A 24,027-nucleotide genomic window follows, 5' to 3' on the forward strand; every position below is an offset into this window, starting at 1 on the left:
TATGAAAAGATATCCCAGCTGAAGAAGATAATAAAAATCCAAAAGAGAATAAGCAAGATATAATGAAAAAGTATAAGTAAGATGATGCCTGTACCTCTGGCCGCAGCTGGAGGCTCAGGCTTTTTTATTTATGTCAGGCTCTTACATGTGAAAGAAAGAATTTTAGCGGAACTGGCCAACGAGGGGTTTTTACGGATGAAAAAAAGAGCTAATTGTTGTACACTAGAGTAAGCGAATTCAGTCCACCATCCTCATATTTTACAGAAAGGTTTGGCTATGCAAAGCTTTTGGGAAGGTTTACCGGCGATTGTTTATCCGATTAATATTCTGGATATCCTGATTATCGCCTTTGCTATTTATAAAATCATAGAAATGATAGCCGGTACACGGGCAGAGCAGCTGGCCAAGGGGATCCTTGTCCTGATTGCCTTTAGTGCCTTTAGTGAGCTCATCGGCCTTTCAACTATTAACTGGGTCCTGGTCCAGATGCAGCGGATGCTCATTGTGGCCATTCCGGTTATTTTTGCCCCGGAACTCCGGCGGGCCTTGGAAAAGCTTGGGAAAGGCAAGGTCTGGCGCAGGCGACGGGTCAATGAGGAGGAAGAGGCTGTTCTCCGGCGGATTGACCGGATTATGGGCTGCTTACATGCAGCTTCCAGTACCCGGACCGGGGTTTTAATCGTTTTAGCGCGAGAAAGTCGGTTAGAAGAATATACAGCGACCGGCATCCAATTGGATGCCCTGGTGTCGACCGCCTTACTGAACAATATTTTTGTCGTCAACACCCCCCTCCATGATGGGGCGGTTATCATTGATGGTGACCGGATTGTGGCGGCCAGCTGCTACCTGCCACTTTCAGATAATCGGAATATTTCCAAGGCCTTGGGGACCCGTCACCGGGCAGGGATTGGCCTGTCTGAAGTGAGCGATGCCGTGGTTTGCATTGTTTCTGAAGAAACAGGCAGTATTTCTATTGCCTGTGATGGCAAGCTGACTTACGATATGTCCTTTAAAGAGACCAACCAATTTTTACAGGAAATGCTCATTCAGCATGAAGCCCAAGTTCCGTTTTGGAAGAAATGGAAGGTGTTTCAATGAAAAAGCTGGAAATAAAAAATCCGGGACTGAAGGTCATTGCCCTGGCCCTGGCTATTTTACTTTGGTTTTATGTCGGGATTGAAAAAAACCCCTTTGAAACCCGTTTCTTTCAGGTGCCGGTCACTTACGAACACTTAGATGGGGAAATGTCTGTGAACAGCCCGACCAAGCAGGTATCCATTACCGTCCGGGCCAGGTCCAACCAGTTTGACAGCCTGACCGCCGGTGACTTTACCGCTTCGGTAAACCTAAGCAAGGTGAAGGTGGGGGATAATACCGTCCCGGTGATGGTCAAGTCGCCCAATCATGTCCAGGTGACCAAGGTATCGCCCCGGGAAATTGTCGTGACCGCTGAGCGGTTGGATGGGAAACGCCTGCCTGTTCAGGTCCTGGAAACCGGCCAGCTGCCCAATGGCGGCAAGGTGAAGAAGTACCAGGCCCAGCCTCGGGAGGTTTTCATTGCCGGTGACCCCTGGCTGACCAAGCAGGTGAGCAAGGCAGTGGTCCAGGTGAACCTGGCGGACCTCTATGAGTCCACCAGCCTGGATTGTCCGGTCGTCCTCCTGGACCGAAATGGGCAAGCCCTTAATTTACCGGGGGTGGAAGTCAAGCCCGGTACCGTGCGCCTGGTGATCAGCCTGGATGATGCTGTAGAAGAAAAGGCCGTCCCGGTGGTGGTTACGATTAATGGCACAGCCGGAGAGGGCTATGTACTCAAGTCGGCCCTAGCCGCACCTGAAACCGTTACCATTAAAGGGGCTGCCAGCCGGCTGGCGGATATTGACCAAGTGGCGACCAACCCCATCGATATTTCCGGGATGCAGAAAGACCAGCAGGTCAGCGTAGGCTTAAATATCCCGGAGGGGATTACCGTTATTGAACCAGATAATATCCGGGTGAGCCTGATTTTTGCTTCACGAGAGGGGACCGTCAGCCAAAAGGAGGTCCCCGTTGAGATCAGTCAGCTCAGTCCCGGCTTAACCGGCCGCTTAGACCAGACGACGGTCAAAGTCAAGCTGGTTCCGAAAAGCAATACAACCTATCTCCAGGCCTCTGTCGATGCGACCGGCCTGGGGGTCGGCAAACATGTCGTAGATGTCCATGTATATAGCGATGACGGATCGCCGGTGGAAGAAGTAAGTCCCCAGCGATTGACTTTAACGATCACATAATTAGGAGACCAATATGAGCAGATTATTTGGAACAGATGGCGTGCGGGGGAAAGTTGGCGAAGTGTTGACGCCGGAGTTGGCTTTCCGGCTGGGCCAAGCAGCTGGCAGGGTCCTAGCAAAGGACGCTGCTGAAACCCATAAGAAAATCGTTATCGGCCGGGATAGCCGCCTGTCCGGCCAAATGTTGGAAGCCGCTTTAACCGCCGGGCTGACTTCGACCGGGATTGATGTCGTGACCTGTGGGCTCATTCCTACCCCGGCTGTGGCCTGGCTGGTCCGTGAAAAAGGGGCTGTGGCTGGGGTTGTTATTTCCGCCTCCCACAACCCTTACTGGGACAATGGGATTAAGTTTTTCAACCAGGACGGTCTTAAGCTCAGCGATGCCGTTGAAGATGAAATCGAGGCCCTGGTAAAAAGCCAAGAGCCTATTGGCTATGCGCCTGTAGAGGCCCTGGGGACTGTCACCGATGACCGGGAGGCCATCCATCGCTATGAGGCCTTTCTTTTAGGCCAGGCCAGCTTTGAGGCCCTTTCACTCAAGGCTGTCGTTGACTGTGCCAATGGGTCTGCCAGCCCTATTGCCGACCACTTATTCACCAGTCTGGGGCTGGAAACCATCATGATTGGCCATGAACCCGATGGCCGGAATATAAATCACCAGTGTGGGTCAACCCATACAGAAGGGCTCATCGCAGCAGTGAAAAGCCAGGGGGCCGATATTGGCCTGGCCTTTGACGGCGATGCCGACCGGTTTTTAGCCGTCACAGCAGATGGAGACCTGGTGGATGGGGACCAATTGATGTCTATTTACGCCCATGATTTTCACCGACGGGGGGCCCTGGAACCCAACCTTCTGGTGGTGACAGTTATGAGCAATCTGGGCTTAAAGCTGGCTATGCAGGCAGCGGGCATTGAGCTGGTGGAAACCAAGGTCGGGGACCGGTATGTCAATGAAGCCCTGATGGCCCATGATGGGGTCATCGGGGGCGAGCAGTCCGGGCATATTATTTTTAGAAAAATTAACAGCACTGGGGATGGGCTCCTCTCGGCTATTATGCTCTTAAATATTATGGCTAGAGAAGAGAAGAGCCTGAAGGACTTAGCCGCCTCCATGGAAAAACTCCCCCAAACCCTGGTTAACGTTCAAGTAGAGGATAAGCAGGGCTGGGAAGCAGATGTCAGTATTCAAGGGGCCATCCGTCAGGCAGAGGCCAGCCTGGGCGATGAAGGTCGGATCCTGGTCCGGGCCTCCGGGACGGAGCCGGTTCTTCGGGTGATGGTTGAAGGGAAGGATAAGGCGACCATTGACCGCCTGGCCCAGGATATTGCCCAGACCATTGAGAAAGCGATTGGCTGACATGGCCATTATTGGACTGGGGACGGATATTTGTTCTGTGGCGCGGATCCGCCAAGTGTGGTCGCGCCACGGGTCTTTGTGTGACCGGATTTGCACCCCGGAGGAAGTGACCTATGTTGGTCAGTCGGCGGAACGACTGGCTGCCCGGTTTGCGGCCAAGGAAGCCGGCCTAAAGGCCCTGGGCACCGGTATAGGGCCCCTGAGCTGGCATGACCTGGTCATCGACCGGGACCAGGCCGGTCGGCCGGTCCTCCGGCTGAGTGAAAGGGCGACAGAGATTGCCCACAACCTGGGTGCCGGGACCTGGCATGTAAGCCTGAGCCATGAAAGGGACTATGCAACGGCGGTAGTCATACTGGAGGGATAAGCTTGTATTTAGTCAATCGACAGGAGATGAAAGAAATTGATGCGCGGGCCATTGACCAGTGGCGCTTTCCATCTCTCATCCTAATGGAAAATGCAGCGCGCAGCATTACGGAGACCCTATTTGAGACTTATGAAGACCTGATGGACCGCCGGATTATTGTCTTATGCGGCCCGGGCAACAATGGTGGAGATGGGTTGGCCGTGGCAAGAATGCTCCACTTAAAAGGCGCTAAAGTCGCCGTATACATAGTTAATGAAAGCAGCGATCAGAAGACGAGTATTGACCATGGGGTCAACCGGGAGATCATCGACCACTTGTCCATCCGGGTTTTTGATATTCATAGAGAAGGCCAGCTCCGCCTCCTGAAGGCCAACTTAAACCACTGTGACCTCCTCATTGACGCCCTCTTCGGCGTAGGGTTGGACCGGCCCCTATCAGCCCTGGTGACGGAAATCGTTGACATTGCCAATGAACGGGACCTGCCGGTTGTGGCCATCGACTGTCCCAGCGGGCTCAATGCCGACAATGGCCAAGTGGAGGGGGCGGTTCTTGAGTGTACGGATACCCTGGCCCTGACCCTGCCCAAGGTCGGTTTTTATGCCGGTCGGGGGCCTGACGTCTGTGGCCGGGTCCAGGTCCTGGATATCGGCATACCGTCGGAAGTGGCAGATTCCCTGGCCGTTAAAACCAGCCTCCTCACTGCTGCTGACGCAAAAGTGAAGAAGGATAAACGACCGGCTGACTGCTACAAGCACCAGTTTGGCCACGTCGGTATCATTGCCGGGTCTGTCGGTATGAGTGGGGCAGCGGTCCTGACCGCCCAAGCCGCCCTCCGGACCGGTGCCGGCTTGGTGAGCGTTCTAGCCGATAAGCGGATCTTTCACGCCGTATCGACGGTGATGCCCGAAGCCATGGTCCGGCCGGTCCAGTGGCCCAGCCCTTCGGCTCTGGACTGGCTCCTGGCCCGGGCCAATGTCCTTTGCCTGGGGCCGGGCCTTGGTCTGGATGAGGCCAAGGAGGAGACCCTGCGCTACTTACTGGACCAGGGAGACCAGCCCCTGGTCCTTGATGCCGATGGCCTGTCCCTATTGGCCCGCCTGGGCCTTGACGGATTAAAGGAGGCCACTCGAGACCTGGTTTTAACCCCCCACCCGGGAGAATTTAAGCGCTTATGTGGAGAGAGCTATGACCCCAAAGTTTCCCGGCTTGAAGCGGCCCGAGCCTTTGCGGAAGAATACCGGGTGACCCTGGTCCTTAAAGGCTTTCAGACCGTAGTCGCAGCAGCAGATGGCCAGGCAGCTGTCAATAGCATTAATTCGCCGGCCCTGGCAACCGCCGGCTCAGGCGATGTCCTGGCGGGGATGATTACCGCCCTGATTGGCCAGGGCTTGAGCCCCTTTGAAGCAGCGACCACAGCTGTTGCCCTCCATGGCCAGTGTGGTCGAAATTGTGCAGATATCTATGGGGAAGACAGTACCCTGGCCGGCGATTTAATTCAGGAAATTGCCAAGGAGTTGCGCCGTGGGAAATGAAACATGTCAAAAACACAAGCGGACCCTGACCAGGGGCGATGTCTACTATGCCGACTTGAGCCCGGTCGTCGGTTGCGAGCAAAATGGCTTTCGGCCGGTGCTGATTGTGCAAAATGACGTAGGCAATTACCACAGCCCCACAACCATTATCTTGCCGATTACCACAAAAACCGAACATGGCCATATCCCTACCCACATCCCGATTTCTCAAGAGCATAAGGATTTCGAGGCCGGCAGCATCATCCTGGCCGAACAAATTCGAACCATTGATAAGAGTCGTTTACATAAGAAGGTATGCCATATCGACCGGGACCTCTTAGACCGGGTGGACCGGGCCTTGAAAATCAGCCTGGGCTTGTGCGGGAGTAAATAAATTGTCACTTTTGCCGGCTGGTTATGAAAAAGTCGGATTTGTAACCTTTTTGTTTCGCCTAAGTTTATTTTATGCCAAGCATTAAACAAAACGATTTGCTGGAGCCGTCCTTGGCGGGCCGCCAGCCCCCTTTTATAAAAAAGTGAAAGCGTAACCAGATGCCTGAAAAAGGCCCTGGTTGCGCTCTTTTTTTGTCCTCCGCCCTCGACCCCATTAGGGGCCTGCCCGCTCAAAAAAAGGGCATTTGTCTTTTTCGGCTCCGACCTTGCCAAGACGGTGAACTTCCCGTAAAATGCCAAGCGGATTAGTTTTTACAAGGAGGAAGTACCAATTATGAAAAAAACCATTCAGTCCATCATTGCCGGTTTAGCAATGGGGGCCTTTTTATTGACCAATGCCGGAGCCGCCCAAGCAGCCCAACCCTTCATCTGGGATAAGGTTGACCAGGTGCAAAAGTCTGGTGACCTGACCTATTACCCGGTCCGGTCTGTCCTTGAATTGGCAGGTATCCAGGTTAAATGGGTGGCCGACGAAACCCGGACCAAGTTAGTTCTTTCCACCGGCGACCAAAGCTACCAGCTGATTGTGAACCCTGAAAGCAAGACCTTAAGCTCCGGCGACCGGGTCTTTGGCTATGACAACATCAACGGGTCCCTCATGGTACCCCTCCACTTCTTGATGGATGTTATTGACCAGGCCGCCGTCAGTGTTAACCGGCAAAGCGGGGCCATCGCTATTACCCCTTCTTCTGAAAACGGGCAGGTTGGCCTGCGCTCCTTAGAGGTCTATGTCCCTGAACCCAAGCCCGTTGAACCGATGGTTGAAGCTCCCAAAACCAGCTACTATGAATCCGGCCAGGCTACCTGGTATGGCGCAGCCTTACACGGCAACTACACCGCCAGCGGTGAGCGCTTTAACATGTATGACTTAACCGCTGCCCATAAGACCCTGCCCTTCGGTACCCGGGTCAAGGTGACCAACTTAAATAATGGTACCGCTGTCGTTGTCCGGATTACAGACCGGGGCCCCTTTGCCCCCGGCCGGGTCATTGACTTGTCTATGGCTGCTGCCCAGCAGTTAGGCATGATTTCCAGTGGCGTTGCACCGGTCAATCTTGAAATTATCGGCTAAGTCAAGTCTTTTTATCCCCCAGCAGCTGGCCCTTGAGGGCCCCGGCTGGGGGATTTTTGTGCCTACCCTGGCCAAGGTGGCCTATTGACGTGGTAATTGAAAAGAAATTTAAGTATAATAGATGGAAGGAGGGGCCATGATTAAGTTACCTATATTAGAAGATGCTGTTTTTATCAACCGGCGCAACCGTTTCATTGCTGAAGTCGAGTTACCGGACGGAAGCCTGGCCGATGCCCACCTGGCCAATACAGGCCGGATGCGGGAACTTTTAATTCCCGGTTGCCCGGTAAAAATAGCCCGGGCAACCAACCCGGCCCGAAAGACCAAGTACGACCTTTTTCTCATTGATCAGGCAGGGGCCTGGGTCTGCTTGCGGGCGGTATACGCCAATTACCTGACTGCCAGTTGGCTCCAGGAAGGTCTCTTAAAGGACTATCTACTGGCTGGTGACTGGCGGCCTGAGCTTAAAATAGGCAGCGAGCGCTTTGACTTTTTCAGGGAGGCCCCCGGTAGGCCTACCGTCCTAGAGGTCAAATCGGCGAATTATAAAATCGGGGATACGGCCTTCTTCCCGGATGCCCCAACGGAAAGGGGGCGCCACCATGTGGAAACCCTTATCAAGCTCAGCCAGGCCGGTTACCGGTGTGTTATCCTTCTGGTTACCATGGGGCAGGCGGTCAAGGACCTGGCCTTTAACCGGGCCAATGACCCCTTATTGGCAGATGCCATGGCCCAGGCCCGTGAAGCCGGCCTGGATATTATAGCGATGAAGTCTCGGTTTACAGACCGGGAAGCCTTTTTCGAGGGTTTTTTACCGATTGATTGGGGGCGCAGTTGAAATGGATGTGTATGCATTAATCGGCCCGAGTGGTACCGGCAAGAGCCACCACGCAATGGAAGTGGCCCAACAATATGATATCGAGTACATCATCGATGATGGCCTACTTATTCACCGGGGCAAAAAGATTGCCGGCCAGTCGGCCAAGGCTGAACCAACTCTGGTGGCGGCTGTTAAAACAGCTATTTTCTTAGACCCCAAAGCTGCCGCGGACATGCGGGAAACTCTGCAGAAGGAAAATCCTAAAAAGCTCCTGCTTCTGGGGACCAGTGAGCATATGATAGACCGGGTCGGGCAGTCCCTCAACCTTCCCCCCTTAAAGCAGATTATTTTTATTCATAATGTGGTCAGCCCGGAAGAAATCCAGCTGGCCCAACAAATGCGCCAAGAGGGGAAGCATGTCATCCCCTTGCCGGCTGTTGAGGTCCGGCAAAATTTTCCGGGCATCTGGATCCGTCCCTTTAAAGACCTCTTTAAGCGGAAGAAGGGCAAGGACCAGCCCAGTGAAAAATCCATCGTCCGGCCCCGGTTTTCTCAATTTGGCCAGGTCAGTATTTCCGAACAAGTGGTCATTCAACTGGTCAACCACCTGGCCAAACAGCATGAACGCCTGGGCCAAGGGGTTAAAACAGGGGTCAATATTAGTGACCTGGGGGTCACCATCCAATGCGAAGCAACCGTTCGCTTTGGCACGCCCATCCAGCTGGCCGTCCAGGCCTTCCAGGAAGAGGCCATTCAGACAGTAGAGCATATCACCGGCTTGACGGTACGGTCTATTGACGTCCGGATAACCGGTATTTATAAAGACTAGGGGTGAGGGCACTGGCACAATTATTAAACTGGTTCCTGCAAGGCGGGGCAGTGGCCATTCCGCGCCGCTTATTGGCGTATTTGGATGGGATGGACCTGACCTTAGAGGAATGGGGGGCCCTTTGCTACCTATTATATTTGGAAGGCGAGGTCAAACCGGCAGATGTCAAGGGTAACCGGGCCTGTGAGCTCTTGGAAACCCGGGGCCTGGTGGCCCGGGAGGGGCAGAGTATTTCCTTTGAACCCATGCTGCAACTGGTCGAGGGGGGTAAAAGCCAGCAAAAGCCCCAGCCTCAACCCCTGCCAACGGTCTATGCCCGCCTGGTCAAACGGTATGAGCAAGAGAGTGGCCGGTTCTTATCGGAAAAAGATAAAAGGGACCTCCTGCAAGTCCTGCAAAAATACGGTTGGCCCGAGGAAGTTGTCTACCAGGCCTTTGCCTTTTACGCTGCGAATTACCGGCGCCGCTACTATAGCTTTGCAGGCTTTTGCCAGATGGCCTTCCAGGCCGGGGTTAAGACCCTTCCCGAATTAAAAGACTTCTGTAGTCAGTTGGATTACGGGGTTAAAAAGGTCAAAGAGGTCTTGCAGCGGCTGGGCAAGTACAACCAACCGACAGAGGCCCAAAAAAATTACTACCAAAAATGGCAGCGGGATTGGCATTTCAGCCATGAAATGATCCTCCTGGCCGCAGATGAAACCATCAATGCGGATAATCCCTCCATCGGTTATGTCGACCGGGTCCTGGACAATTGGCAGGCGGAAGGCCTTTCCACCCCTCAGGACGTGGCCAACCGACGGAAAAGTCATAAAAAAGCCGCCAAGGAGCGGATTAAGGGGCGGCGGAAGATGATCGGCAACCGTGATTTTGACGACCATGCTCCAGAAGACTACGATAGCTTGGAGGAATGATATGTCGGACATCAATAATAAACGACTGGAAAAGCAGTGGGCCCGGGATGAACGGGTGACCAGGCTCCATGCAGCCCACCCGGACCTGGCGGCCTTAGATAAGGAGCAGAAAAAGCTGGTGGCCAGATTGGTCCGGGAGGCCATTAAGGACCCGGACCTGGTCCCAGGCCTGGACCAGCGGTATCAGGATATCCTGACCCAAAAGGAGGCTCTCCTGGCTAAGTATGGCATCAGCTCGGATGTCTACCAGCCGGACTGGGACTGCCCCATTTGCCAGGACCGGGGGATGACCAAGGACGGCCGCCCCTGCCTCTGCCGGCAGAAGGACCTGCGGGCCCGACGCTACCGGGAGGCCGGCCTACCGGACAATGCCGGGGACATGCGCTTTGAGTCCTTTGACGTCAGCCTTTATACCCCGGAAACTGATGCAGCTGACAAGGTCAACCGGCTGAAGACCTTCGTCAGTAAGCTGGCCCAGGGGGTGCCCATGGGCAATGTCGTCCTCCGGGCGGATATCGGCCGGGGGAAGACCCACCTGGCCCTGGCCACGGCCCAGGCGGCCCTGGATTGCGGCCTGAGCGTTGCCTATGTTCGTGCCGATCAATTAATGGAAAATTTGCGCAACGACCTTTACGACGATGCCAGCAGCGGCCGAGTGATGCACCGGGTCAAAAGCTGCGACCTATTGGTCATCGATGACCTGGGCCGGGAGTCGGTCAGCGAATTTGTCATTACCCAGCTGACTGACCTCATTGAAGACCGGAATGCCAGCCGGCGGAGCTGGTTCATCAATACCAACCTCAAGGGCCAGGAAATTGCGGACCGCTATGGGGCCCGGCTCAGTGACCGAATCTTTGAAAAGGCCACCTTTTTCTTTTTAGAAAGAAAGGGGAGTATCCGCCGGCTAAAAGGGTCGAATGAGGTGGATATGGTATGACGAAGAAAGTGAAAAAAGTCAGCCTGGCCCTGAGCTTGTGTCTGGCCATTCTCCTCTGTGCCTGCTCCATACCGGGCAGCTCCAATGGACAAGGGCCGGAAATGGCAAGCCGGCAGGCCCAAGTCGTCAGCGTCCAGGAGGACCAGGCCTATACAGATGCCCCTTCAGTGGCGGCCTACCTGCGGGCCTATGGCCACTTGCCGGATAATTACCTGACCAAGCGGGAAGCCCGGGAAAGGGGCTGGCTGCCTGAAAAGGGGAACCTCCGGGACCTCGGCCCCATGGCCACCATTGGCGGGGACCGGTTTGGCAACAGGGAAAGGCACTTGCCGGACAGAGAGGGCCTGCGCTACAAGGAATGCGATGTCAACTATGATGGTGGCCCCCGGGGGCCAGAGCGTCTGGTCTATGATAATGAAGGCAACATTTACTATACCCAAGACCACTACCGCCATTTTGAAGACGTTACAAAGGAGGGGCCGGCATGATTATTATTGACGGCAGAGAAATGCTTGACCGGGACACCATTCATACTTACCTTAAAGAAAAATTTACCCTATCAGCCCATTATGGCGAAAACTTAGATGCCCTCTGGGATGAGCTCAGTGAACGTGGTGGGCTGGCCCTGGTCTTTTTACACGCTGATGAAATGGTTGATGCCCTGGGCCCCTATGGCAATGCCCTCTTGGCCCTCTTTCGGGACCTGGTCCAAGAGAACCCCAATAACCGCTTATTCTATGAAATGCCACCATCAATTGACCCTGGCTGTAAAAATTGATAGAATAAGGTGTAACGGGAAACCGCTACTCAAACAGCTGGTCGATAATCAGGCTGTTTGAGTTTTTTGCATGTTTAGAAAAAAAGAGTGGCTATCAATGAGATAAATGAGGTGAAGGTATGCCGGGATTGGTATTATTAGGCTCTCAATGGGGCGATGAAGGTAAGGGTAAGGTGACGGACTACCTGGCGGAAGAAGCGGACCTGGTTGTCCGCTACCAGGGCGGCAATAACGCCGGACATACAGTGGTCGTCAACGGTGAGGAATTCAAGCTGCGGCTCATTCCCTCCGGGATCATTAACGGGAATGCCACCTGTGTCATTGGCAACGGGGTCGTGGTGGATATCCACGTCCTGCGCCGGGAGTTAGATTATTTAAAAGAACGGAAGGTAGACGTTTCTCGGCTGCGGATTAGCGACCGCTGCCACTTGATTATGCCCTACCACATCCTCCAGGATGAATGCGAAGAAAAGGCCAAGGGCAACCTAAAAATCGGGACCACCAAGAATGGGATTGGCCCCTGCTATATGGATAAGTGTGCCCGGATTGGCTTGCGGATGGGAGACCTTTTAGACCCGGACCGGTTTAAAAGCCGGCTGGAAGAAGTCCTGCCCATCAAAAATAACCTGCTCAGCAAACTTTACGGGGAAAAAACCTTTGAGGTGGACGAAGTCCTCCGGGAGATGACTGAAGACATAGCCTTTTTGAAGGACATGGTCTGTGACAGCTCCTGGCTCTTACACGAGGCCCTAACGGCCGGTAAGAAGGTCATGTTTGAAGGGGCCCAAGGGACCCTCCTGGACTTAGACCATGGGACCTACCCCTATGTGACCTCTTCCAACCCTATTTCCGGCGGGGCGGCTGTCGGTGCCGGCGTGGCCCCCTGGCAGATTCAGAATGTCCTGGGGATTGTCAAGGCTTATACGACCCGGGTTGGGGCCGGTCCTTTTCCGACTGAGCTGGAAGATGACATGGGCCAGCTTTTACAGGAGCGGGGCCATGAATTTGGGACCGTGACCGGCCGGACCCGCCGGTGCGGCTGGCTGGACATGGCGGTGGTCAACTATGCTATCCGTTTGTCCGGTATGACGGCCCTGGCCCTGATGAAACTGGATGTCCTGGATAGCTGCGAGACCATCCAGATTGCCACAGGCTACCGCCTGGACGGACAGGTCATTGACCACTTCCCGGCTTCCCTGGATGACCTGGAACGGGTTGAGCCCATCTATGAAAGCCTGCCGGGCTGGCAGGAAGATACCTCGGCCTGCCGCCGCTTCGAAGACCTGCCCAAGGCTGCTCAAGACTATGTCAACCGGATTGAAACCCTGGCAGGGATTCCGGTAAAAATTGTAGCTGTAGGTCCCGGTCGTGAAGAAACGATTGTGCGCGACGCTATTTTTTAAACGAAACGGATAAGTATGGCAAAGAAAACATTTTTTCGTGGGGCGATGATTTTAACCCTGGCCGGTGTCTTGGGTAAATTCCTGTCGGCCGCCTACCGGGTTCCCTTTAACCGGATGGTGGGGGCAGAAGGGGCCGGGATTTACAGTATGAGCTACTCCATCTACTCGATTATTTTTGCCCTATCAACAGCCGGGATTCCCCTGGCTGTTTCTAAACTGGTGGCCATGAGTGAAGAACGGGCCGAGAAGGGCGAAAGCCTTCGGATTGTCCGGGTGGCCTTAATCCTTTTGACCTGCCTGGGCTTGGCGGCGGCGGTCCTCTTTTTCCTGGCTGCCCCCTGGATTGCCACCGTCTACTTTAATGAACCCCGGGCTACCTGGTCTTTACGGGCCCTGGCGCCGGCTATGCTCTTCAGCTGCCTGATGGCTGTTTTTCGCGGTTTTTTCCAAGGCCGACAGAATATGGTGCCGACAGCTATTTCTCAGATTTTAGAGCAGTTTTTCCGGGTGGGGACCATCTTATTGTCCCTCTTTTTACTCCTCCACAAGCCGGTGGAATATGTGGTGACCGGGGCCAGCTTCGGGTCCATGGTCGGGGGCGTTTGTGGCTTCTTATTCCTGGCCCTTGTCTTTGTCCGCTTTTTACGGAAGCACCGGACTGACCAGGGTCCCTTTCCCGGCCGTGACCTGGCTAGGGACTGGGCTCTTTTAAAGCAGCTTCTCTATTATGCGGTGCCGATTTCCATTGGTGCCCTCTTGCTGCCGATGACGAGTTTTATCGACTCCTCCCTGGTGGCCCGTCGGCTGGAATTTGCCGGGCTGGGCCATAGCGAGGCCATTGCCCAGCTGGGCTACCTGTCCAACTACGCCATGCCGATTATCAACCTGCCCTTTATCGTGACCACAGCTATTTCGGCCAGCCTGGTGCCGGCCGTTGCCGACGCCCTGGCCCGGCATGACCAGGATGCCCTTTTCCACAATGTCCGCCAGGGGATGCGGCTGACCATGGTCCTGGTCCTACCGGCCTCGATGGGGCTGGCCGTCTTATCAAGCGGGATCTCCATTCTTTTATACAATGATGCCAAAGCCGGCAGTGTTTTAGCGGCCCTGGCCTTTACGGTCTTTGTCGTTGGCCTCTACCAGTGCTCAGCCAGTATCTTACAGGGCTTGGGCAAGGTCTTAATCCCCATGTACCACCTGCTCCTGGGCCTGGTACTGAAGTTTGCCCTGACCTGGGTCTTGACCGGGTATCCTGCCCTTGGGGCCAACGGAGCAGCCTTAGCGACGGTCTTGGCCTTCGGCTGTGCCGCTGTCCTCAATGTCATCCGCCTGTCCGGGGTCATTGGCTGGGGCTGGTGTGACCCCTATCTGGTCTTCCTTAAGCCCTTGCTGGCAAGCCTTGTCATGGGTCTCCTCTGCTATGGGACCTATGGAATGCTGACCACCTGGGTCTCAGCCTCTTGGGCGAGCCTCCTTGCTATTATGCTGGCTGGCCTGGCTTATTTTGTGGTGCTCTTCGCCATCAAGGGGATTGACCTGGATACCCTGGCGGCTATTCCCAAGGTTGGGCCTAAGCTGAAAAATATATTGGCAGGAAAATAGTGAGCTTTAGCTAACAGGGCCTTGAAAACCGCTTGAAGTTCACATTTTTACTGTTTTTACGCTTTCATTTGCCTATATAATGTGGTAAAATGCAAGCAAGCTATGGAATCATCTTCTTACTTTTCTAATTGATCTGGGGAGGGATTATACTTGAACAAATCCGAATTAGTCGCTAAGGTTGCTGAAAAATCGGGTCTGACTAAGAAAGACGCAGAAAAATCAGTTGCTGCTGTATTTGAAGCCATTACTGAAACCTTAGTTGATGGTGAAAAAGTACAATTAGTCGGGTTCGGCACTTTTGAAGTGCGCGATCGCAAAGAACGTCAAGGGCAAAACCCACAAACGAAAGAACCGATTGTTATTCCGGCAACCAAGGTTCCGGCATTCAAGGCTGGGAAATCTTTAAAAGAAGCGGTTGTTGGCAAATAATTGCAGTTCACGGACCTGTCAAGCCTTGGCAGGTCTTTTTACATAAGTGCATGGTCAAGAAAGGCGGCAGCATGCGGTTAGATAAATTTTTAAAGGTGTCACGTTTAATCAAGCGGCGTACTGTAGCCAAGGATGTCTGTACAGCCGGCAAGGTATCGGTCAATGACCGGGTGGCCAAGGCCGGGACCGAGGTGGCAGTCGGTGATGAAATCGCCATCCGCTTCGGTGAAAAGACCCTGGTGGTGGAAGTCCTTGATATAAAAGAAACCGTCCGGGCCAATGAGGCAGATCAGCTGTATCGCATCATTCGTCAATAGGGAAGGAGGGCCCGGTGTGATCGAACAGGCTAAAAGACCAGCCAACCCTTTATTTAATCGGCATGTGACGGATATTTTCCGCCGGTTTTTCTTTAGCCCAAAAGAAAAAACGCCCTATAGGAGTGCTTTTGAACGGTTGCGCTGGCGGAATGTCTTCTTTGCTTTCCTGGTGCTCTACTTGAGCGTTTCCTTTGTGACCGGGTGTTACTTGATTGTGGACCTGAAGGCCCAGGAGAACCAACTCATTCAAACAAGGATTGAGGCCCTTCAGGAGCAGGAAAATATCAAAGAAGATGTTTTATATATGAAGACCGATGAAGCGGTAGAGGAAGTGGCCCGGGAGGAACTGGGCATGGTCAAGCCTGGAGAAGTGCTGATTACCCAGAAAGACGCTAGGCCTGCCGGCTAACTATTGACAGTTTTATGTGGCAACTCTATAATGAATAAGAAAATAATATTAATTTTAAGGGGAGGCTTGCACCATCTATGTCCATTGCTAAAGGGCAGATTCTCAAAGGAACAGTCACGGGTATCACAAATTTTGGCGCATTTGTAAAACTGGAGACCGGGGATACTGGTTTGGTCCATATTTCCGAGGTCGCAGACAGCTTTGTGAAAGATGTGAATGATTTTCTTAAGGTTGATGATGTCGTTAAAGTATTTGTTGTCAGTACAGATGATAAGGGCAAAATTAGCCTGTCCATCAAACGAGCCAAAGAAAAGAAAAAACCACAACGCCCGTCACTGAGTTTCGAGGATAAAATCTCGCGCTTTATGAAAGACAGCGATGAGAAACTGGCATCCCTGAACAAGAATATGAATGCGAAACGTCGCAGCGGCAATCGCTATTAATTTTGAAACCACCTTTATCATGGGCGATAAAGGTGGTTTTTACATAGGAGGCAATTATGCGGGCTGTTTTTGATATTGGAAGCAATAGCGTCCGGCTGGCTGTAGCTGAGCTGGATGGCGGCAAACTGCGTGAAGAAAAGGAATACCTGGCCTTTAGCCGCCTGGCTGAGGGCCGGGCAGCTGATGGCAGCTTAACAGATGCGGCCATCGACCGGACCCTGGCGGCGGTCCAGTCTCTATACCCAAAGCTACCGGTGGCGGCCAGGGGGCCCGGTCACTTGCTGGTGACCGCTACGGCTGCGGTCCGGCAAGCGCCGAATGCGCGCCAGTTGACCGACCGGTTAACCGACCTGGTCCAGGTACCGGTCCGGATTTTAAGTCCAGTTGAAGAAGGCTATTACGGCTACACCGGGGCGACCTTTGATGCGCCGGTTTCCAGGGACGAGGCCATCGTTTTGGATATTGGCGGTGGGTCGACCGAATTGAGTTTCTACCATGAGGGGCGGTTTCAGTCGCAGAGCTTTCCTTATGGCTGCCTGGTATTAAAGGACCGGCCGGAAGCAATCAAGGCCCTTGCAGCGGCCCTAGACCGGTACCTGGAAACGATTGACCTCAAAGGCCGGACCTGTATTGGCGTAGGCGGCACGCTCACGACCCTGGCCGGCATTGTTCTGGGCCTGGCGGCTTACGATGCCCAGGCCATCCACCAGGCTGTTATTAAACGGCTGGACTGGCTACGGTTTATGGCCGCCTATGCTGGCATGACGGCAGAGGAACGGGCAGCCATTCCAACCCTGGCCCCGGAAAGACGGGATACCATTTTACCGGGCCTCCTTATCTTAGACCTGGTCTGTAAGGCCTTGGGGATAGAGGGCTACCTGGCATCGACCAAGGATAGCCTCCAAGGCCTCCTCTTAAGTGATTTATATGAAGAAAGTGGGCAGGGGCGTCATGTATGAGGCCTTTCGGACCTTTGTAGAGGCAGAGGGGCTCATTGCAGATGGGGACAGGATCCTCATCGCCCTGTCCGGCGGGCCGGACTCCATGGCCCTCTGCGACCTGCTCTGCCGTCTGCGGCAAGACCGGCCGATTACCCTGATGGCTGTCCACCTCAACCACCAGCTCCGGCCCGGGGCTGGGGCGGAGGCCCTGGCAGTGACTGCCTATTGCCGGCAGAAGCAGGTCCCCCTCGTTTATGGGACCTGCCAGGTCCGCCGGCTGGCCGCTAAAGAGAAAATCGGTGAAGAAGCGGCCGGCCGCCAGGCCCGCCGCCAGCTCTTTCAGCAAGTGATGGCCCGCTGGGGGTTGTCGAAAGTTGCCCTGGGCCACCATGCCGATGACCGGGCAGAAACCATCCTCTTTAATATGATGCGCGGCGCTGGGGTCCGGGGGATGGCCGCCATGCCCCCTCAACGGGGCCCCATCATCCGGCCCCTGCTTTTTGCACGAAAAGATGCGCTGGTGGCCTACTGCCAAGCCCGGGGCCTTGCCTTTGCCCTTGATGAGACCAATACCGATACCGGCTATACCCGGAACCGAATCCGGCAAGACCTGGTTCCCCTCATGGAGGGAATCAATCCGGCTGCCGTCCGTCATATGAACCAGATGGCCAGGCACCTGCAGGAATTGACAGACCTGGTCGAGGACCAGATGCTGGTCCCCCTGATGGACCAGGCCAGCCCGGTTATCGCCGGAGAAATCGCCTTTCCCCGGCCCCTTTTACAAGACCAGCCCCCCTATGTGCAAAAGGCCATCTTGACCCGGCTCCGCCAAGTATTGACCGCTGGTGAGGGGACCTTCAATGCCTACCAGCTGAATACCGTCATTGATGTTTTAAATTCCCTACAAAATGATAAAACAATAGACGGCGGCTGCATTAAGGTGTATATTGAAAAGACCCACATCGTTTTAAGCGATGCAACGCAGCAAGAGAAGGGGCTCTTGGCGGACCTTTGGCAACCGCAGCTGGGCGAGCCCCTTAGGCTACCGACCTGGCCCGGTTATTTCTTAGTCAGTCGGACTGCACCTGCAGCCCCTTCTCTCTGGGACTTCTTTTTACCTGATGACAGGCCCCTGTGGGTCCGTACCCGACAGGCCGGTGATGTGATCCGGCGCCCCGGCTTAGGCCACCAAGCGCTGAAAAAAGTTTTCCAGGCCCAGCACATTTCCCACCGCTTGCGTGCACGCTGGCCTATGATTTGTGACCAAGCAGGTCAAGTGATGTGGATACCCGGATTGGCAAAAAGTGACGAAGCGTTATTCAATGAAAGAAATCATGCGAAAACGGGTATTTATATAAGAGCCGAGTTTAATGATGTGACCAATCATTAACAGGCCATATCAACTAGAGGAGGACGTGCATGAATAAAAAAGCATGGAAGAGTTTTGTGATCTACCTAGTGATCTTCCTGCTGTTTTTGTCCCTGCTTGAATACTTTACCAGCGGGCAGACCCAGCAAACGGAACAGGTCATCTATAGCCAAAACTATTCCGAACTGATTAAGGGTGCGGAAAAAGGTGATCTACAATCGATTGCCATCACCAGCTATGACAACTACCAGGAAGTCGAAGGGAAGACCAAAGACGGCAAGTCCTTTAGAATGAACATTCCCAAAGACGCCTCCCAACTGGAAGATGTCATGCTGGACAATGGGGTAAAGATTGAGCAAAAGGCAACCCCGCAGCCGTCACCCCTATTAAACTTATTAGGTACCCTTTTACCGATTCTGCTGCTTGTGGGGCTCTTTTTCTTCTTTATGAACCAAAGCCAAGGCGGCGGGGCCAAGATGAGCCAGTTTGGTAAAAGCAAGGCGAAGATGCAAGTGGACGATAAGAAAAAAGTCACCTTCAAGGATGTCGCCGGTGCCGATGAAGTGAAAGAAGAATTAAGTGAAGTGGTTGGCTTCCTGAAAGACCCCAGAAAGTATGCCCAAATCGGGGCGAAAATTCCCAAGGGGGTCCTGCTCTTCGGGCCACCGGGGACCGGTAAAACCTTACTGGCCCGGGCTGTGGCCGGGGAGGCCGGCGTGCCTTTCTTCAGCATTTCAGGGTCAGACTTCGTTGAAATGTTTGTCGGGGTCGGGGCCTCTCGGGTCCGGGACCTTTTTGAACAGGCCAAAAAAAATAGCCCCTGCATCATCTTCATTGACGAAATTGATGCCGTTGGCCGGCAGAGAGGTGCCGGTGTCGGGGGCGGCCATGACGAACGGGAACAAACCTTGAACCAGCTGCTGGTTGAAATGGACGGCTTTGATGACAATGAAGGCATTATCATCCTGGCTGCCACCAACCGGCCAGATATTTTGGACCCGGCCCTCTTACGGCCCGGCCGGTTTGACCGCCAGGTCACCGTTGGCCGGCCTGATGTCCGGGGACGGGAAGAAATCCTCAAGGTCCATGTCCGGAACAAACCCCTGGCTGCAGATGTTGACCTCAAGGTCATCGCCAAGCAGACGGTAGGTTTTACCGGCGCCGACCTGGCCAACCTGGTCAACGAGGCGGCCCTCCTGTCTGCCCGGGAAAACTTAAAGACCATCGGCCATGCCCAATTTGAACAATCCATTGAGCGGGTTATTGCCGGGCCGGAAAAGAAAAACCCGGCCAAGATCAGCGAAAAAGAACAGCGCCTGGTGGCTTACCACGAAGCCGGCCACGCCATCATCGGTCACTTCCTACCGGAGTGTGACCCCATCCACAAGGTGTCTATTGTCGCCCGGGGCAATGCCGGGGGCTACACCATGTCCCTACCTGAAGAGGACCGGAACTACATGACCCGGACTCACCTCTTGAGCGAGGTCACCATGATGCTCGGCGGCCGGGTAGCGGAAGAAATCGTCCTCGGTGAAATTTCAACCGGGGCTTCCAATGACATTGAACGGGCCAGCAAGACCATCCGGCAAATGGTCACCCGTTGGGGGATGAGTGATGAACTGGGTACCATTGCCTTTGGCGAAGACCAGGAACAGGTCTTCTTAGGCAGAGACTTGGGCCACTCCCGTAACTACAGTGAAGCCATTGCCTATTCGATTGACAAGGAAGTCAAGCGGCTCATGGATGACTGCCATGCCAAGGCTCATGAAATCTTGAATACCCACCGGGCAGATTTGGATATTATCGCCCAGGCCCTTAAAGAAAAAGAAAACCTCAATGCCTATGAATTTAAGGGCCTCCTGGAAGGGCGGTCTTTAGAAGAGCTGGAAGTCGAGCAGGAAGCGCGGCGAGAAGAGCTGGAACGCAAAAAAGAACTGCAGCGGAAAGGCATTGTTGATAATCGGACCAGTGAAGAAAAACGGGAAGACCGTCAGGCTGCCGACAATGATACCAACGATGACGCATAAGTGATTTTTTAAGCTGTCACCCTAGGGTGACAGCTTTTTCTTTTGCCCCATCTCTGCTGGGGCTTTATTTTTGTAAAAAATTGCGTTATAGTGGAAACATCTTAATATAAGTGAGAGGAAGGTGTTGACATGGCAGAAAAAAAGACGATCGTCAATAGCCTGCTATTTAAACTCATTGTAGGTATCGCTATCGGTATAGCCCTGGGCTCGGTAGCCAATGAGACAGTGATTGTCGTCATTGCCACTTTTAAAACGATTATCGGGGACTTAATCGGTTACATTGTCCCCCTAATCATCTTAGGCTTTATCACCCCGGCCATTGTTTCCTTAAAACAGAGTGCGGGCCGGATTTTAACCGTTACCCTGGTCATTTGCTATACCTCTTCGGTAGGGGCGGCCCTGATGAGCTTTGTCGCCGGTACAGTGATTATCCCCTACTTGAACATTAGAGATCATACGGGGGCCGGCCGGGAAATTCCCGAGTCCTTATTCCAGTTGACCATTGACCCTATTATGCCGGTCATGACGGCCCTCATTACAGCGGTCCTCATCGGCCTGGCGGTCTTATGGACCGATTCCAAAACCTGGGAAAACCTGCTGGGGGAATTCCATAAAATTGTCCTCGCTATTGTGGAAAAAGTGGTCATTAACATTTTGCCCTTCTACATTGCCGCCACCTTCGCCGGCCTGGCCTATGAAGGGGCCATCATCTACGAACTGCCGGTCTTTATCAAGGTCATCTTCATCGTTATTATTGGTCATTTTATTTGGTTAACCCTCCTATATGGGATTGGGGGCTTTCTATCAAAGACCAATCCTAAGGAAGTCTTTAAGCACTATCCGCCGGCTTACATGACCGCTGTCGGCACCATGAGTTCAGCGGCCACCCTGCCCGTGGCCCTTCGCTGTGCCCGGCAGGCCAAGACGCTAGACCCGGAAATCCGTGACTTTGCCATTCCCCTTTGCGCCAATACCCACCTTTGTGGCTCGGTGCTGACGGAGGTCTTCTTTGTCATGACCGTTTCACAAATTCTCTATGGGGAGCTGCCGGCGGTTTCAACCATGTTGATCTTTATTTTTCTGCTCGGGATATTTGCCATCGCTGCGCCCGGAGTACCGGGGGGAACCGTTGTAGCCTCCCTGGGCCTGGTCATTTCTGTCCTGGGCTTTGACGATAACGGCACGGCCCTGCTCCTGTCTATTTTCGCCCTCCAGGATAGCTTCGGGACCGCTTGTAACGTAACCGGCGATGGGGCTATCAGCCTCATGGTCACCGGGATCTTTAAAAAAGTCCCTGGTCGCAATGGTAACCCGCCCCACCAGGAGGACGCCCTTAGCAGTGAACTGTAAAGATATGACCTGTCTTTTTTGCAGAAGACAGGTCATTTTTTGCTGAAGAAGGCTATTAAGTTGACACATTCGCTAAATATAAGTACAATTCTAATAATAGGCCTATCATACCTATTAAAGCGCAACACGGGGAAGAAGAGGAGGGAAGACAATGTATACCATTGTTGACTACAAGCATTTAGGGGGCTTAACACACGAAATGAGTGTTGAGGCACCGCAGCTGGCTAAGAAAGCACAAGCCGGTCAATTTCTGATTATTCGGATTAACGAGGAAGGCGAACGCGTGCCCTTAACCATTGCCGATTCAGATGCGGAAAAAGGTACTATCACCATTGTATTCCAAGCGGTTGGGCGGTCTACGGATGAATTGGCCCAGCTGCGCACCGGCGACCAATTGGCTGATGTCGTTGGGCCACTCGGTCGTGCCAGCGAAATTGAAAAGTATGGTACTGTCGTGATTGTTGGTGGCGGGGTAGGAATCGCGCCTATTTATCCCATCGCTAAGTCACTGCAGGCAGCAGGTAATCATGTGATTTCCATTATCGGGGCCAAGAATAAGGACTTGCTCTTCTGGGAAGATAAAATGGATTCCGTTTCTGATGAATTACACATTGCCACGGATGACGGATCAGTTGGCCACAAGGGCTTTGTTACGGATATCTTAGAGGAGGTTTGTAGCAAGGGTGATGTGGCTGCGGTCTGGGCGGTTGGTCCCATGATTATGATGAAAAACTGTGCCCGGGTGACCAAACCCTTCGGGGTTAAAACCTTTGTCAGCATGAACCCGGTTATGATTGACGGGACCGGGATGTGCGGCGGCTGCCGGATTCAGGTCGGCGATGACACGAAATTCGCCTGTGTTGATGGGCCGGAATTTGATGGCCACCAGGTCGATTTTGACCTGGCCATGAAACGGTCTGCCTACCTGAAAAACTTAGAGGCAGAAGGCCGCCAATTCTACCATGATCACCAATGCAATCTTGGTCTTGAACATGATGACCGACCAGCAAAGGGGGTTTAACCATGGCTTCCAAAGTAGCTAGACATGAGATGCCCACCCAGGATCCGGGTGAACGCATTCGGAATTTTAATGAAGTCGCCCTGGGCTATGATCATGATACTGCCGTCGCTGAAGCCCAGCGGTGTTTGAATTGCAAAAAACCCCGCTGTGTGACCGGCTGTCCTGTATCTGTGACCATTCCGGCCTTTATTGAGGCGGTTGCCAATGATGACCTGCCCCTGGCCGTTGAACGGTTAAAGGAAAAAACCAGCCTGCCGGCTGTCTGTGGCCGGGTCTGCCCCCAAGAAAACCAGTGCGAAGGAGAGTGCATCCTGGGGATCAAGGGCGAACCGGTGGCCATCGGGCGGCTGGAACGCTTCGTGGCCGACTGGGAAGCGGAAAATATGGAGCCCCAGGTCCCTGAGATTGAAACCAATGGCCATAAAGTGGCCATCATTGGCGCAGGGCCTGCAGGCCTGGCCTGTGCCGGGGACTTGGCAAAAATGGGCTATGAGGTAACGGTTTTTGAAGCCCTGCATATACCCGGTGGCGTTTTAATGTACGGCATTCCTGAATTCCGTCTGCCCAAGGCCGTTGTCCAGCGGGAAGTGGACTATATCCGCTCCCTGGGCGTTGAATTTAAGGTCAACAGCATCATCGGTAAGCTCTACGATATTACCGAGCTCCGGGAGGAATTGGGCTTTGAGGCCTTCTTTATCGGAACAGGTGCCGGCCTGCCCCACTTCATGCACCTGCCCGGCGAAAACCTGAACGGTATCTTTGCCGCCAATGAATTTTTAACCCGGTCCAACCTCATGAAGGCCTATGACTATCCCAATCATGCGACGCCCATTAAAATTGGTAAAAGGGTAGCCGTCATCGGCGGGGGCAACGTGGCCATGGACGCAGCCCGGACCGCCCTCCGGCTTGGCGCAGAAAAGAGCTATATCGTTTACCGGCGGAGCAAGGATGAACTGCCGGCTAGAAAAGAAGAATTAGAACACGCCATCGAAGAAGGCGTTGAGCTGGTCCTCTTATCCTCTCCGATTGCCTATATGGGCAATGAAGATGATGTGGTGACGGGGATGAAGTTACAAAAATTTGAATTAGGGGAACCGGATGCCAGTGGCCGTCGTCGGCCGGTGCCCATTGATGGGGCCGTTGAAGATATGCCGATTGATACTGTAGTTGTAGCCATCGGCCAAGGGCCCAACCCTATTCTGACAGATAATACGCCCCATTTAGACATTACCGACCGGGGGCTCATCATCACCGATGAGACAGCCCAAACGTCTATTGAGGATGTTTACGCTGGCGGCGATGTCGTTACCGGTGCAGCCACGGTTATCAAGGCCATGGGTGCCGGGAAAGAAGCGGCATATGCCATTGATCAATACCTGAAAAACAAGGCTGAGTAAGCCGGAGATAGGCG

At 53.6% G+C, this 24,027-nt stretch carries 25 protein-coding genes; all 25 read left to right on the plus strand.

The genetic code is table 11. From position 1 onward, the window contains the following. The first annotated feature begins 276 nt into the window (after positions 1-276). The 25 genes from cdaA to gltA all read left to right on the plus strand — a co-directional run bounded on the left by cdaA (position 277) and on the right by gltA (position 24,013). Positions 277-1,098 (plus strand): diadenylate cyclase CdaA, encoded by an 822-nt coding sequence (cdaA, locus tag ACLGL1_RS08680; RefSeq protein WP_411008288.1) that lies wholly within the window; start codon positions 277-279, stop codon positions 1,096-1,098. Further along, positions 1,095-2,270 carry a YbbR-like domain-containing protein gene (locus tag ACLGL1_RS08685; RefSeq protein ID WP_411008289.1) on the plus strand — a complete coding sequence of 392 codons (1,176 nt, stop codon included), beginning with the start codon at positions 1,095-1,097 and terminating at the stop codon, positions 2,268-2,270. Before cdaA ends, ACLGL1_RS08685 begins: the two co-directional genes overlap by 4 nt. Positions 2,271-2,283: 13 nt before the next feature. Next, the gene (gene glmM / locus ACLGL1_RS08690; protein WP_411008290.1) at positions 2,284-3,627 is read left to right on the plus strand and encodes a phosphoglucosamine mutase; all 1,344 of its coding nucleotides are present in this window, start codon (positions 2,284-2,286) and stop codon (positions 3,625-3,627) included. A 1-nt stretch (position 3,628) separates the two neighbouring features. Next, on the plus strand, positions 3,629-3,994 hold the full coding sequence (locus tag ACLGL1_RS08695; protein WP_411008291.1) for a holo-ACP synthase: 366 nt from the start codon (positions 3,629-3,631) through the stop codon (positions 3,992-3,994). A 2-nt stretch (positions 3,995-3,996) separates the two neighbouring features. Further along, positions 3,997-5,526 carry an NAD(P)H-hydrate dehydratase gene (locus tag ACLGL1_RS08700; protein WP_411008292.1) on the plus strand — a complete coding sequence of 510 codons (1,530 nt, stop codon included), beginning with the start codon at positions 3,997-3,999 and terminating at the stop codon, positions 5,524-5,526. A gap of 25 nt (positions 5,527-5,551) precedes the next feature. Further along, positions 5,552-5,899 (plus strand): type II toxin-antitoxin system PemK/MazF family toxin, encoded by a 348-nt coding sequence (locus ACLGL1_RS08705; protein WP_411008315.1) that lies wholly within the window; start codon positions 5,552-5,554, stop codon positions 5,897-5,899. 333 nt (positions 5,900-6,232) lie between these two features. Next, the gene (locus ACLGL1_RS08710; RefSeq protein WP_411008293.1) at positions 6,233-7,030 is read left to right on the plus strand and encodes a septal ring lytic transglycosylase RlpA family protein; all 798 of its coding nucleotides are present in this window, start codon (positions 6,233-6,235) and stop codon (positions 7,028-7,030) included. Positions 7,031-7,166: 136 nt separating this feature from the next. After that, positions 7,167-7,868 carry a DNA/RNA nuclease SfsA gene (gene sfsA / locus ACLGL1_RS08715; RefSeq protein WP_411008294.1) on the plus strand — a complete coding sequence of 234 codons (702 nt, stop codon included), beginning with the start codon at positions 7,167-7,169 and terminating at the stop codon, positions 7,866-7,868. A 1-nt stretch (position 7,869) separates the two neighbouring features. Further along, positions 7,870-8,679 carry an Asp23/Gls24 family envelope stress response protein gene (locus ACLGL1_RS08720; RefSeq protein WP_408976667.1) on the plus strand — a complete coding sequence of 270 codons (810 nt, stop codon included), beginning with the start codon at positions 7,870-7,872 and terminating at the stop codon, positions 8,677-8,679. Between the two features lie 50 nt (positions 8,680-8,729). Further along, positions 8,730-9,590, plus strand: coding sequence for a DnaD domain-containing protein (locus tag ACLGL1_RS08725; RefSeq protein ID WP_411008295.1), 861 nt, complete (start codon positions 8,730-8,732; stop codon positions 9,588-9,590). A gap of 1 nt (position 9,591) precedes the next feature. Further along, positions 9,592-10,527 carry an ATP-binding protein gene (locus ACLGL1_RS08730; RefSeq protein WP_411008296.1) on the plus strand — a complete coding sequence of 312 codons (936 nt, stop codon included), beginning with the start codon at positions 9,592-9,594 and terminating at the stop codon, positions 10,525-10,527. Further along, entirely contained in the window at positions 10,524-11,015 is a 492-nt protein-coding gene (locus ACLGL1_RS08735; RefSeq protein ID WP_411008297.1) for a ribonuclease domain-containing protein, read from the plus strand. The genes ACLGL1_RS08730 and ACLGL1_RS08735 overlap by 4 nt, the downstream gene beginning before the upstream one ends. Further along, on the plus strand, positions 11,012-11,305 hold the full coding sequence (locus ACLGL1_RS08740; RefSeq protein ID WP_411008298.1) for a barstar family protein: 294 nt from the start codon (positions 11,012-11,014) through the stop codon (positions 11,303-11,305). Before ACLGL1_RS08735 ends, ACLGL1_RS08740 begins: the two co-directional genes overlap by 4 nt. Positions 11,306-11,424: 119 nt before the next feature. Continuing rightward, positions 11,425-12,708 (plus strand): adenylosuccinate synthase, encoded by a 1,284-nt coding sequence (locus ACLGL1_RS08745; protein ID WP_411008299.1) that lies wholly within the window; start codon positions 11,425-11,427, stop codon positions 12,706-12,708. A gap of 15 nt (positions 12,709-12,723) precedes the next feature. Then, positions 12,724-14,310, plus strand: coding sequence for an oligosaccharide flippase family protein (locus ACLGL1_RS08750; protein WP_411008300.1), 1,587 nt, complete (start codon positions 12,724-12,726; stop codon positions 14,308-14,310). Positions 14,311-14,460: 150 nt separating this feature from the next. Then, positions 14,461-14,739 (plus strand): HU family DNA-binding protein, encoded by a 279-nt coding sequence (locus tag ACLGL1_RS08755; RefSeq protein WP_091790938.1) that lies wholly within the window; start codon positions 14,461-14,463, stop codon positions 14,737-14,739. Between the two features lie 71 nt (positions 14,740-14,810). Next, entirely contained in the window at positions 14,811-15,056 is a 246-nt protein-coding gene (locus ACLGL1_RS08760; RefSeq protein WP_411008301.1) for an RNA-binding S4 domain-containing protein, read from the plus strand. 16 nt (positions 15,057-15,072) lie between these two features. Continuing rightward, complete coding sequence (locus ACLGL1_RS08765; RefSeq protein ID WP_411008302.1) at positions 15,073-15,465, plus strand: septum formation initiator family protein; 393 nt, start codon at positions 15,073-15,075, stop codon at positions 15,463-15,465. Positions 15,466-15,542: 77 nt separating this feature from the next. Continuing rightward, positions 15,543-15,908 (plus strand): S1 RNA-binding domain-containing protein, encoded by a 366-nt coding sequence (locus ACLGL1_RS08770; RefSeq protein ID WP_408976677.1) that lies wholly within the window; start codon positions 15,543-15,545, stop codon positions 15,906-15,908. 56 nt (positions 15,909-15,964) lie between these two features. Beyond that, positions 15,965-16,867: a hypothetical protein gene (locus ACLGL1_RS08775; RefSeq protein ID WP_411008303.1), complete on the plus strand. Its 903-nt coding sequence runs from the start codon at positions 15,965-15,967 to the stop codon at positions 16,865-16,867. Then, a complete protein-coding gene (gene tilS, locus ACLGL1_RS08780; RefSeq protein WP_411008304.1) occupies positions 16,860-18,239 on the plus strand; it encodes a tRNA lysidine(34) synthetase TilS in 1,380 nt (459 codons plus the stop codon). Before ACLGL1_RS08775 ends, tilS begins: the two co-directional genes overlap by 8 nt. Before the next feature lie 29 nt (positions 18,240-18,268). Continuing rightward, a complete protein-coding gene (gene ftsH, locus ACLGL1_RS08785) occupies positions 18,269-20,245 on the plus strand; it encodes an ATP-dependent zinc metalloprotease FtsH (RefSeq protein WP_411008305.1) in 1,977 nt (658 codons plus the stop codon). A 129-nt stretch (positions 20,246-20,374) separates the two neighbouring features. Beyond that, positions 20,375-21,595, plus strand: coding sequence for a dicarboxylate/amino acid:cation symporter (locus tag ACLGL1_RS08790; RefSeq protein ID WP_411008306.1), 1,221 nt, complete (start codon positions 20,375-20,377; stop codon positions 21,593-21,595). A gap of 151 nt (positions 21,596-21,746) precedes the next feature. Further along, complete coding sequence (locus tag ACLGL1_RS08795) at positions 21,747-22,616, plus strand: sulfide/dihydroorotate dehydrogenase-like FAD/NAD-binding protein (protein WP_411008307.1); 870 nt, start codon at positions 21,747-21,749, stop codon at positions 22,614-22,616. Between the two features lie 2 nt (positions 22,617-22,618). Beyond that, entirely contained in the window at positions 22,619-24,013 is a 1,395-nt protein-coding gene (gene gltA, locus ACLGL1_RS08800) for an NADPH-dependent glutamate synthase (protein WP_411008308.1), read from the plus strand. Positions 24,014-24,027: the final 14 nt, after the last annotated feature.

This window comes from Peptococcus simiae (genome assembly GCF_046569735.1).
Classification (GTDB): domain Bacteria; phylum Bacillota; class Peptococcia; order Peptococcales; family Peptococcaceae; genus Peptococcus; species Peptococcus simiae_A.